We start from the raw sequence: 11,523 nt of genomic DNA on the forward strand, positions 1-11,523 counted from the left end.
ACCTCCCCAGGCCGGAACCGCCAGACCATCATGACCACGGAAACAGAACCCACCGCCACCCCGGCCGTCACAACCACCACCGCCGGCATCTCTACCCTGGCCAGCGCCCTTGGCATCATCGGGCGCGGCCCGGGCCGGTCGCGGCCGCTGACGCGCGGCGAGGCATGTGGTGCCTTCAGCGCCCTGCTCACCGGTCAGGCGCTGGACGTGCAGGCCGGGGCCTTTCTGCTGCTGATGCGCTATCGCGGGGAAACCGCCGAGGAACTCGCCGGGCTGGTCGATGCCGCCCGCGCCCATATCGGCCCGCCACCGGCCGATGCGCCGGTGCCGGCGCTGGACTGGCCCAGCTATGCGGCGGGCCGCACCCGCGGCCTGCCCTGGTATCTGCTGGCGGCGCGGCTGATCGGTGCGGCCGGTGTGCCGGTGCTGATGCATGGCGACAACGATCTTCAAACCGGTGGCACCGGCGCCATGCAGGGGCTGGCGGCGCTGGGGCTGGCACCGGCGCGTGACCTGGATGACGCGGCGGGGCAGCTTGCCGCCACCGGCTTCGCCTATCTGCCGCTGGCGCGTTTATGCCCGGCCTTGAAGACGCTGCTGGATCTGCGCGCGGTGCTGGGCCTGCGGTCGCCGGTCAACACGCTGGTTCGCCACCTCAACCCGCTGAATGCGCCCGCAACCCTGATCGGTGTGTTTCACCCGGGCTACCTGGACAGCCATACCGCCGCCGCGCTGCTGCTGGATGCCGGGCGGCGGCTGGGCGTGGTGAAGGGTGCCGGCGGCGAAGGCGAGCGCCGGCCGTTCAAGCCGGTCGATCTGCGGCTGGTCGATGCCGGCGCCACGGGCGTTGAGCACTGGCCGGCGCTGATCGATGCCACCACGCAAGCCCACGACACCGAGCGTGACGATCCCGCCCATCTGGCCGCCGTCTGGCGCGGCGAGGCACGAGACGACGCCGGCGAGGCCACGGTGATCGGCACCGCGGCGGTGGCCCTCAGGATCGCCGGCCGTGCCGCCTCGCCGACCAAGGCGGAAGCACAGGCCCGCGCGCTGTGGGCCGCGCGCGGGCACCATCCATGACCACAGCCATGCCATGAAGATCGACGGCGGCGATCCAACCCGGATGGCATTGCGCTATCGGCTGGCGCTGGGGCTGGTGGCGGCGCTCGCCATCGGGTCCTTCGTGGTGCTGACCCAGGTGATCAGCCACGAGCGCGCCACCGCGGGCATCATCAATGTCAGTGGCCAGCAGCGGTTTCTGTCGCAGCGCGGCGCGCTCTATGTCGGCCGCCTGACCTATCCGGTGGCCGCCGCCGACCACAGCAACGCCCGACTGCGGCTGGCCGAGGTGATCGCGCAGATGCGCGCCAATCATCTGGCGCTGCTGGCCGGCGGATCGGACAGCGGCGCCCGTCTGGGCCTGTCGCCCGGCATGGCGGAGCTGTTCCACACCGAGCCGGCGGCGATCGACCGGCGGGTGCGGGCCTATCTGGCCGCGATGGAAGCCGTGCTGGCCGATCCCCGCGCGCCGGTGCCGCGCGACGATCCCGCCGTCGCCCATGTACTGACCGAAGGGCCGGGTGAGCTTCTGGCCCAGCTCGACCGGGTGGTGGCCCGGTTTCAAGCCGAGGGTGAGGCCGCGGTCGACCGGCTGCACGACCTGCATGTCGGGCTGCTGATGCTGACCCTGCTGACCCTGGCCCTTGAGGCAGCGCTTGTGTTCCAGCCGATGGCCAATGCCGCCCGGCGCCGGATCGGCGATCTGGAAGCCGCGTCTGCGGCGCTCAGGGCCTCGGCCGACGGGCTGGAAGCCGAGGTTGCCGACCGCACCCGCGAACTGCGTCAGGCCAAGGACCGCGCCGAGCAGGCCAATATCGCCAAGGCCCGCTTCCTGGCAACGGCGGGCCACGATCTGTTGCAACCGATCGAGTCGCTGCGCCTGCTGCTGGGGTCGCTGGCCCGACGCAACCGCGATCCGGCGCTGGGCGCCCCGATCGACGATATGCGCAAGGCGCTGTCGGGCATGCGCCAGATGCTGGGCAATCTGCTGGACACCGCCCGCCTCGATACCGGATCGGTGACCCCCCAGATCCAGCCGGTCGATGCCGCCCGGCTGATCGACGATCTGGCGCGGGAATTCGAGCCGCTGGCCGAGGACAAGGGGCTGGGTTTCGGCGTGGTGCTGTCGATCGCCCCCGACACCATGATTCTGACCGATCCGGTGATGACCGGCCGGATTCTACGCAACCTGCTGGGCAATGCCGTGCGCTATACCCCCGCGGGCATGGTGACGCTGACCGCCGCGGCCGCGACGCTGCACGACCGGGAGGCCGTATGCTTCACCGTCACCGACACCGGTCCCGGCATCGATCCCGCCGATCAGGAGCGGATCTTCGCCGAATTCACCCAGATCGACGATGCCCGCCGCGACCGTTCAACCGGCGTCGGCCTCGGCCTGTCGATCGCGCGGCGGATGGCCCAGATCCTGGAACACGACCTCACGCTCGTGAGCCAGCCGGGCCAGGGCGCGCGGTTCATGCTGACGGTGGCGCTGGCGTCGCCGGGACCGCAGCCACGCCGCCGCCCTGATAGCGGTGCCCAGCGCCCCTGAACCAGGGGCGAGATCATGTCCCGCTCCGGCGCATCGGATTTATGACATCCAGTCCGGCGAAATCGCGCTCGTTGTCGGTGACGATCGTACAGCCATATGCCTGCGCAACAGACGCGATGATCATGTCCAGCGGACTGCGCGACTGGCCAATGCGCCTGCCGTCCGCCATCAGCGCGGCCCAATGCAGAGCGGCCCGTTCATCGAAAGCCAGCACCCGGCCCGTGAACAGCATCTGTGGCCCTTCCGGTCCAACGAACCACAGCTCCAGCGCGTGCCGTTTGCGGCCCATTGGCATCGCAAGAATACCGCGCCAGATCTCGGCCACAGTCAGCGAGGCAATGAACAGTTCATGGTCCGCACGATCACCAAGCCAGTCCATCAACGCTTGAGATGGTGCCGGTTTGACGATGTTACTGATGATGTTCGTATCAAGAAGATAGCGGGTCACAATTCCGTCTTGCGTTCATCGACATGCGGTCGGGACAGGTCAAGATCGGCCCCCACCAGCGGGGAGCGACGCAATGCGGCGAGAATGCCACCTGTGGGTGGCGAGCCGCTGGCAATCGTGTTGGCAACCACATTCCGGATGCGCGTCGCCTCCGGGCTATCCTCGGCAAGCCGGCGGGCCAGAGATCTGATCAGAGCACGATCCGACGACCGGCCCCGCACCTCGAATCGGCTGAGGCCCTGTGGCTCCTCGGAGCGGGCCGGCGCAGTCTCGCCTGCCTGTTTTCGGGACATGCTCATTCATCGACCTCCAGTGCTTTCACAAACAAAGGTAAGCGCAGCACCGGCCCCATTTCAATCGTCACCGAAATGGCAAACATCAGATGGGTGACAAACATCAGACGGGGACGGCGCGCGGCCCCGTCACCGCCGCACGCTTCCCGGCCTCACCGGCGCATCCCGCAGAAACATGCCCCGGATCATCGCCACCAGTTCGGCCAGAACACGGGCCGGATCGTCGATATCGATGGCGTCGCCCGCCAGCGCCTTCAACCGGGTGCGCTTGCGCAGCACATTGTCGCGCACGCCCAGTGCCGCATGCAGCCGCCAGCCGATCTCGGCGCGGGTCAGATGCGGCGCCAGCTTTGCCAGCGCATCGGCGAACAGGTTCAAATGTTCGACATTCTCGGAAATATCGCGGCCGAGATCCGGATTGGCGCTGTGGCGGGTGATGGCGCGGAAGTTCAGGAACACCCGGTAATCGGATGACGGGTCATAGCGCCAGCGCACCGATGGCTCCAGCAGCGCGGTCAGCACCGCATCCAGCCGCGGCGGCGCCGGCCATGCGCCGTCGATCGCCGCTTGCAGCAGGTTCAGCCGTTCGGCGTTGAACCGGGTGTAGCAGCGGGCCATCGCCGCCACCATCAGATCGTCCCGCGAGCCGAAATGATAGCTGATCGCCGACATGGCGACCCCTGCCTCGACGGCGATCCGCCGGACGGTGATCTGATCGGGATCGTCGGTGGTGGCCATCAGGCGTTCGGTCACCTGAAGAATGCGCGCCACGGTCAGTTCAGTCGACATCGCCAGCGGGGTCCGGACGGAGAGATGACGGTTTCGCGACCGGTTTCGGGCAGCGTTCGAAGGCGGTCACGGCCCTGACATCATGACCGCTTATGGTCGGCCCGTCACCGCCGCCGACGCGGCGGGGTCGCGTCACCGGCATACCGGTGGATGCGGCCCCCCGCCGGCCCATCCGGGAGCCGCCCATCATGCGCATCGCCCTTGTCTCAGACACTCATCTGGCCGACCGCGCCACCGCCTTCGTCGCCAACTGGCGGGTGCTGGCCGGGCTGATCAACGCCGATGCCCCCGATCTGGTGGTGCATCTGGGCGACATCACCGTCGATGGCGCCGGCGATCCGGCCGAACACACCCAGGCGCTGGCGGAACTGGCCCGCCTGCATGCGCCGCTGCTCGCCGTTCCCGGCAATCACGATCTGGGCGACAATCCGCCCGCCCCCGGCATGGCGGTGTCGAGCCTGGTGCTGCCCGCCCGCCTCGCCGCCTATGACGCGGCCTTCGGGCCCGATCGCTGGCAGCGCGATCTGGCGGGGTTCCGGCTGATCGGCATCAATGCTCAGTTGCTGGGCAGCGGTCTGGATGCCGAAGCCGATCAGTTCGCCTGGCTGGACGCAGCACTTGCCACCGCCGACCGGCCGGTGGGCCTGTTCCTGCACAAACCGCTGTTCCGCGACGCTCCCGACGATACCGAGATCCATGTCCGCTATGTGCCGGCGGCGCCACGGGCGCGGCTGCTGGCACTGCTCGACCGGGTCGACCTGCGCTTCGTGATCTCGGGCCATGCCCATCAGGCACGGCGGCTGCACCGTGGCGGGGTGGAGCATCTGTGGATGCCGTCCACCGCCTTCATCATCCCCGACGCGGTGCAGGAGCGGATCGGCGACAAGCGCGTCGGCTATGCCCTGCTGACGCTGGCCCCCGACGACCATGCGATCACGTTCCGCCACCCGGCCGGATTGACCGATCACGACCTGCTCGACCATGCCGAGGCCTATCCCGGTGTTATTGCGCTGCGCGACCGGCTCGCCCGGTCGGGTGCGGATACGGGCACAGCAAGCCTCACCTGACATCACGCCGCTGTTCAAGGATATCGACCCATGACCATCAATCGTCGCGATCTGCTGCGTCTGTTCGGCACCGGGCTGACCGCGGGCGGCCTTATCAGCCGGGGCCTGCTGGGCGGTGGCAGCCTGATGGCCGGCACCGCCACCGGCGCGCTTGCCCAGGCCGCCGGCGACAACCGGCCGGTCCTGCGGATCGCGGTTCAGGCCCTGCCCGCCAGCCTGGAGCCGCTGGAGACCATCTCCAATATCGGCCTGCGCCAGACCACCTGCCTGTTCGACACGGCCCTGCGCCGCGACTTCAAGGCCGAGGCGGCAAAACCCGGCACCAGCGCCCTGATGCCGCAACTGGCGACCGGCCTGCGCCGGGTCGATGACCTGACCTGGGAACTCGCCCTGCGCCCCGATGTCCACCTGCATGACGGCTCGATCCTGTCGGCCGACGACATTCTGGCGACCTTCTCGCCCGCCCGCATCGGCCCGAACTCCCCCTATCCGGAAGGCCGCATCCTGTTCGGCCACATCGCCGCGCTGCGCCGGATCGACGATCTGACCGTACAGATCGTGACCCGCGCGCCCGACGAGGTGATGGATCAGCGGCTTGCCGGCTATGGCGGCTGGGTGATCGGTGCGAAGGCCTATGCCGCCGGCGGTGCCGAGGGCGTGCGCAGCCATCCGATCGGCGCCGGCCCCTATAAGCTTGCCGAATTCACCCGCGACACCCGGCTGGTTCTGGCCGCGCATGACGATTACTGGATGGGCCGGCCCGCGGCCCGCGAAGTGCGGCTGGATGTGGTGCCCGAGGCCGCAACCCGCATCGCCGGGCTGATTTCCGGTGAATATGACATCGTCACCAATCTGCTGCCCGACCAGATGTCGCAGCTTGATGGCTATGACGATGTCGAGGCGGTGTCGGTGCCGCTGGATCTGGTTCATATGCTGTTCTACGACACCCGCAGGCCCGGTGTCGCCAGTGCGACGGTCCGGCAGGCGCTGAACCACGCGATCGATTATCAGGCCCTCGGCCGCGCGGTCTGGGGTGATGCCGCGACCCGCCCGAACGGCTTGCAGACGCCAGCCTTCGGCCCGCTCTATGATCCCGACCGCAAGCACTTCCCCTATGACCCGGCGCGTGCCAGGGCACTGCTGGCCGAGGGCGGTTTCGACGGCAAGCCGCTGAAGATGCGCCTGATTTCCGGCTACTACGTCGGCGCCGAGGCCGCCGGCCAGATCATTCAGGCGATGTGGGCGCAGATCGGCGTGACGGTCGAGCTGGAGTTCGTCGAGAGCATGAAGCAGGCGCTGGAGCCTGGCGCCGATGTGCGGATGATCTCGGCCGCCTTCCGTTTCCCCGATCCGCTGGGCGGCGGCGTCATTCCCGCCTGGGGGCCGGATTCGGCGGTGCAGAAGCGCGGTTTCTGGACCTCGACCGCCTATAACGACGGCGTCGCGGCACTGATCGCGGCCCGCAGCCCGGCCGATCGTCGGCGGACCTTCCAGGCCCTGCTCGATATCTTCGAGGAGGAGGCGCCGGGCACGATCCTGTATGGCGTCAACGAGGTCTTCGCCAAGCGGATATCGGTCAACTGGACCCATTACCCGCTCTATTACATGGATTTCCGCCCCGACAACCTGTCGTTCTCATGACCATGATGGCGATGCCCGGCCGGGTGGCGGCAGAGACTGTGCCACCCGGCGGCGATGTGCCGGCGCTCGATCTCTGCGGCCTCACCATATCGGTGGCGGGCGGCGCGGCGGTCGAGGGGCTGGACATCCGGATCGGTGCCGGCCGGATCTTCTGCCTTGTCGGTGAAAGCGGCTGCGGCAAAAGCCTGACCGCGCTGGCGCTGATGGGCCTGCTGCCGCCGGGCGCGCGGGTGACGGCGGGCCGTGCCCGGATTGCCGGGCGCCCGGTCAAGCCCGGTACCGGCACGCCCCCCGGCCTCGCCATGGTCCATCAGGATGCGATCGCCTCGCTCGATCCGCTGATGCCGGTCGGCCGCCAGATCGCCGAACCCCTGATGGTCCATGACGGCCTGAGCCGTGCCCGCGCGCTGGATGAAGCGGTGCGGCTGATGGACCGGGTGGGCATTGCCGGCGCGCGCCATCGGGCACTGGCGTTTCCGCATGAATTCTCGGGCGGCATGAACCAGCGGGTGGCGATCGCCATGGCGCTGGCCTGCCGGCCATTGCTGCTGATCGCCGATGAACCGACCACGGCACTTGACGTCACCATTCAGGCACAGATTCTCGACCTGCTGCTCGACCTGCGGGCCGATACCGGAATGGGTGTCCTGTTCATCACTCATGATCTGGGTGTCGTCGCCGAAATCGCCGACGAGATGGCGGTGATGTATGCCGGCCGGATTGCCGAGGCCGGCCCGGTCGCCCGGATTTTCGATCAGGCGGCCCATCCCTACACCGCCGACCTGCTGGCCTGCCGCCCCGGCCACGCCATCCGCGGCACTGCTCTGGCCGCCATTCCCGGACAGGTGCCGCCCCCGGGCGCGCGCGGCCCCGGTTGCGGCTTCGCCGATCGCTGCCGACGGGCGGTCGATGCCTGCCGCCGTCAGCCGCCGGCGGTTCACAGCGTGGCCGGTGGCGGCATGGTCGCCTGCGGGGTGCGGGGATGAGTGCCGCCTTGCTCGATGCCCGCGACCTGACAGCCACCTTCAGCCTGCCGGGTGCCCGGCTCTGGCAGCGCCGGCAGCAGGTGACAGCCGTCGCACAGATCAGCCTGACGCTCGACCATGGCGAGGCGCTGGGGATCGTCGGCGAAAGCGGTTCGGGCAAGACCACGGTCGGCCGGATGCTGGCCGGGGAACTCAGGCCCGATGCCGGAACCATTCATGTCGCGGGGCAGCCCTTCCAGCCTCCCTTCACGCCCGATCGCCGGGCTGCCGTGCAACTGGTTTTTCAGGACACGCTCGGCGCCTTCGATCCGCGCCTGCCGATCGGCCGGCAACTGGCCGAGCCGCTGGTGATCCGTGGCATCGATGCGGCCGCTCGGCGCCAGCGGATCGATCAGGCGCTGGCGGCCGTAGGGCTGGGGTCGGGGCTGCTCGACCGTCTGCCTCATGAAGTGTCGGGCGGTCAGCGCCAGCGGGCGGTGCTGGCCCGGGCGCTGGCGCTGAACCCGTCGGTGCTGGTGCTCGACGAACCGGTCTCGGCGCTCGACGTGTCGGTGCAGGCGCAGGTGGTCAATCATCTGGCGGGTCTGGCCCGCGATCACGGCCTGGGGCTGGTGTTCATCAGCCATGACCTCGGCGTCGTCGGCCATCTCTGCGACCGGGTGGCGGTGATGTATCTGGGCCGGATCGTCGAAACCGGCCCGGTCGAGGCGGTGTTCGACCGACCGGCCCATCCCTATACCCGCGCCCTGATCGACGCCATCCCGGTCGCCCATCCCGTCGCCCGCCGCCGGCGCGCGCGTCTGGCGGGTGAACCGCCGAGCCTGCTGGCGCCGCCATCGGGTTGTGCATTTCATCCACGCTGCGCCCATGCCGTCGCTGCCTGTGCCACCAGCCGCCCCGCCCTGCGCATGGTGGCGGCCCATCCCGGCCATCAGGCCGCCTGCCACCGTCTCGACGAGGTCTGAGCCCTGATGCCCCGCACCGTGCTGATCCGCCTGTTCCGCACCCTGGTCACCGTGCTGATCTGCATCAGCCTCACCTTCATCGTGCTCAGGCTGTCGGGCGACCCGCTCGACGCGCTGCTGCCGGAAGACGCACCGCAAAGCATCCGTGATGCCTATGCCGCACGGCTCGGCCTGGATCGGCCGATCGGCGAGCAATACGCCCGCTATGTGCTGTCGGTGTTCGAAGGCGATTTCGGCCGCTCGATGCTCGATGGCCGCGACGCGCTGGGGGTGGTGGCGGAACGACTGCCGGCAACCTTGATGCTCGGCGGCACTGCCTTCGCGCTGGCCCTGCTGATCGGTGTGCCGGCGGGCACCATTGCCGCTCTGCGCCGCGACAGCGCCACCGATCGCAGCGTCATGGGGGCGGCCGTGATCGGTTATGCGATGCCGAATTTCTTCCTGGGGCTGGTGCTGATCATCATCTTTGCGCTGTGGCTGCGGGTGCTGCCATCCTCGGGCCATGGCACCGCCGCGCATCTGGTGCTGCCGGCGCTGACGCTGGGCACGGCCATGGCCGGCAAGCTCGCGCGTTTCGTGCGCGGCGCCGTACTCGACGTTCTGGGGCAGTTGCACATCCGGGTGGCGCGCGGCAAGCGCCTGCCGCCACTGCGGATCCTCACCGCCCATATCGCGCCCAATGCCGCGGTGCCGGTGATCACCTTCCTCGGCTTCGAGCTGGGGTTGATCGTCGGCGGCGGTGTGGTGGTGGAAAGCGTGTTCGGCTGGCCGGGCGTCGGCCGGCTGCTGGTGCAGTCGGTGGCGGCCCGCGATCTGGCGGTGGTGCAGACCATCATTCTGATGATCGCGCTGGCCATGATCACCGCCAATCTGCTGGCCGATATCGTCCATGCCCGTCTCGATCCGCGGGTGCGCTGACATGACCGACAGCATCCGCACACCTGCCTCGGCCAATGCGCCGGTCTCTGGCGGAAAATCCCCCGCAGGCGCTCCGTCCCACCGGCGCAATAACACCCCATGGTCGGTGCGTCTGGCCCTGGCCTTCCTGGTGCTGATGCTGATCGTCGCCATCGGCGCCGACTGGGTGGCGCCGATGGACCCCAAGGCCATGAATCTCGGCGCCCGGCTGCGCCCGCCGGTGCTGTTCGGGGGCAGCATGGCCTATCCGCTCGGCACCGATGGTCTGGGGCGGGACATCCTGTCGCGGGTGATCCATGGCGCCCGGATCTCGATTCTGATCGCGGTTGCCGGCACCCTAATCGGTGCGGTTTTGGGCACAGTTCTCGGCTTCCTTGCCGCCCATTTCCGAAACGGGGTGGATCAGCTTCTGATGATGCTGGTCGATGTCCAGGCGGCGATCCCATCGATCGTGCTGGCGCTGGCGGTGATCGCCTTCCTTGGCAACGACCTGATCCTGTTCGTGCTGCTGGTGGGGCTGGATGGCTGGGAACGCTATGCCCGGCTGTCGCGCAATCTGGTGCGCGGTGCCAGCGGCGCCGGCTATGTCCGGGCGCTGAAAATGGCCGGTGCCGGGGCCGGTCGCATCCATGCCCGCCATGTGCTGCCCAATATCGCCGGCCCCCTGGTGGTGCAGGCGACGCTGAATTTTCCCGGCACCATCCTGCTGGAAACCGCGCTGTCATTCCTGGGGCTGGGCGTGCAGCCGCCTGAAACCTCGCTGGGCCAGATGCTGGGCGACGGCCGCGGCTTTCTGCTGAACGCGTGGTGGATCGCGGTCGTGCCGGGGGTGCTGATCCTGCTGACCACGATGTCGGTCTGCCTGCTGGGCGACCGTCTGCGCGACCGGCTGGACCCGATGACCGCCACCGGCCGCTGACGCGCCTATTCGCCGCGCATCCGCTGGTATTTCAGGATCGCCTGGGTCCGGCTCTCCACCCCCATCTGCCGGAAGATCCGCGACAGATGGCCTTTCACCGTATTCAGGTTCAGGCCCAGCACGTCGCCGATCTGCTGGTTGGAATGGCCGCGGGCCAGCAGGTCCATGATCTCGGCCTGCCGCTCGGTCAGCGCGCCGCCGGCCTCGCCCTCGTCATCCTCGCCGCCGGCGGAGGTTTGCGGGTTCGCGACCTGTGCCGGCGCGGATGACGGCCGCCCGGCATCGGCATCGCGGGCCAGAAGCTCATAGGGGAAATAGGTGCCGCCCACCTGGATCATCCGCAGAATGCCGATGATCACCTCGTCATGGGTGGATTTGGGGATATAGCCGCGCAAACCCGCCGCCAGCGCGGCGCGCAGATCGGATTTGCTCTCCGACATGGTGAAGGCCACCACCGGCGCCGGCTCCAGCCGGCGGCGAATACGGTCCAGCCGGTCCTGCCCCAGAAAATCGGGCAGATACAGATCGATCACCGCGAAATTGAACCGCGTCCCCTCGTCCAGCAACGCTTCAAGCGCCGCAATGCCGTTGGCCTCGACGATCTCGACCGGATCGAACACCTCCGCCAGCAGATGCCGCAGCCCCGCGCGCACCACGGAATGATCATCCACGATCAGGACACGATAGGCAGAGATGGGCTCTGACATGGTCGGCACGGCATCCTTAGGAATGGGTGTCGTGTCGAGGATAGCGTGGGGATGGGGTCGGGGGAATGGAAAGCAACGTCCATCGGCCCAGTGCAACCGGACATCGTCTCAGGTCACGATCCCATTGCGGCATTGATGTCAATGAGAGACCATACAAACACATCGGTCATATGGATGTC

At 68.5% G+C, this 11,523-nt stretch carries 12 protein-coding genes; 8 read left to right on the forward strand and 4 right to left on the reverse strand.

All coding sequences use genetic code 11. The features are described from left to right. Positions 1-30: 30 nt before the first annotated feature. On the forward strand, positions 31-1,080 hold the full coding sequence (locus tag WG924_RS19425; RefSeq protein ID WP_345934750.1) for a glycosyl transferase family protein: 1,050 nt from the start codon (positions 31-33) through the stop codon (positions 1,078-1,080). A gap of 13 nt (positions 1,081-1,093) precedes the next feature. Beyond that, positions 1,094-2,611: an ATP-binding protein gene (locus WG924_RS19430; RefSeq protein ID WP_345934751.1), complete on the forward strand. Its 1,518-nt coding sequence runs from the start codon at positions 1,094-1,096 to the stop codon at positions 2,609-2,611. A 13-nt stretch (positions 2,612-2,624) separates the two neighbouring features. Here the strand turns inward: WG924_RS19430 and WG924_RS19435 are convergent, their stop codons facing one another. The 3 genes from WG924_RS19435 to WG924_RS19445 all read right to left on the reverse strand — a co-directional run bounded on the left by WG924_RS19435 (position 2,625) and on the right by WG924_RS19445 (position 4,141). Then, positions 2,625-3,059, reverse strand: coding sequence for a PIN domain-containing protein (locus WG924_RS19435; protein WP_345934752.1), 435 nt, complete (start codon positions 3,057-3,059; stop codon positions 2,625-2,627). Further along, positions 3,056-3,358 carry a hypothetical protein gene (locus WG924_RS19440; RefSeq protein ID WP_345934753.1) on the reverse strand — a complete coding sequence of 101 codons (303 nt, stop codon included), beginning with the start codon at positions 3,356-3,358 and terminating at the stop codon, positions 3,056-3,058. Before WG924_RS19440 ends, WG924_RS19435 begins: the two co-directional genes overlap by 4 nt. Before the next feature lie 123 nt (positions 3,359-3,481). Then, positions 3,482-4,141 carry a TetR family transcriptional regulator gene (locus WG924_RS19445; protein ID WP_345934754.1) on the reverse strand — a complete coding sequence of 220 codons (660 nt, stop codon included), beginning with the start codon at positions 4,139-4,141 and terminating at the stop codon, positions 3,482-3,484. A 188-nt stretch (positions 4,142-4,329) separates the two neighbouring features. On the opposite strand from WG924_RS19445, the gene WG924_RS19450 reads away from it, so the two are divergent. From WG924_RS19450 to WG924_RS19475, 6 genes are read left to right on the forward strand one after another with little or no spacing between them, the layout of a single operon-like run. Next, positions 4,330-5,208 (forward strand): metallophosphoesterase family protein, encoded by an 879-nt coding sequence (locus WG924_RS19450; protein WP_345934755.1) that lies wholly within the window; start codon positions 4,330-4,332, stop codon positions 5,206-5,208. A gap of 30 nt (positions 5,209-5,238) precedes the next feature. Beyond that, the gene (locus WG924_RS19455; protein ID WP_345934756.1) at positions 5,239-6,849 is read left to right on the forward strand and encodes an ABC transporter substrate-binding protein; all 1,611 of its coding nucleotides are present in this window, start codon (positions 5,239-5,241) and stop codon (positions 6,847-6,849) included. Continuing rightward, the gene (locus tag WG924_RS19460; protein WP_345934757.1) at positions 6,846-7,835 is read left to right on the forward strand and encodes an ABC transporter ATP-binding protein; all 990 of its coding nucleotides are present in this window, start codon (positions 6,846-6,848) and stop codon (positions 7,833-7,835) included. Before WG924_RS19455 ends, WG924_RS19460 begins: the two co-directional genes overlap by 4 nt. Then, entirely contained in the window at positions 7,832-8,800 is a 969-nt protein-coding gene (locus WG924_RS19465) for an oligopeptide/dipeptide ABC transporter ATP-binding protein (RefSeq protein ID WP_345934758.1), read from the forward strand. Before WG924_RS19460 ends, WG924_RS19465 begins: the two co-directional genes overlap by 4 nt. A 6-nt stretch (positions 8,801-8,806) precedes the next feature. After that, on the forward strand, positions 8,807-9,718 hold the full coding sequence (locus WG924_RS19470) for an ABC transporter permease (RefSeq protein ID WP_345934759.1): 912 nt from the start codon (positions 8,807-8,809) through the stop codon (positions 9,716-9,718). Position 9,719: 1 nt separating this feature from the next. Further along, positions 9,720-10,637, forward strand: coding sequence for an ABC transporter permease (locus tag WG924_RS19475; RefSeq protein ID WP_345934760.1), 918 nt, complete (start codon positions 9,720-9,722; stop codon positions 10,635-10,637). Positions 10,638-10,642: 5 nt separating this feature from the next. On the opposite strand, the gene WG924_RS19480 is transcribed toward WG924_RS19475, so the two are convergent. Continuing rightward, a complete protein-coding gene (locus WG924_RS19480) occupies positions 10,643-11,344 on the reverse strand; it encodes a response regulator (protein ID WP_345934761.1) in 702 nt (233 codons plus the stop codon). Positions 11,345-11,523 lie beyond the last annotated feature (179 nt).

Source organism: Tistrella arctica, from assembly GCF_039630945.1.
Lineage (GTDB): Bacteria > Pseudomonadota > Alphaproteobacteria > Tistrellales > Tistrellaceae > Tistrella > Tistrella bauzanensis.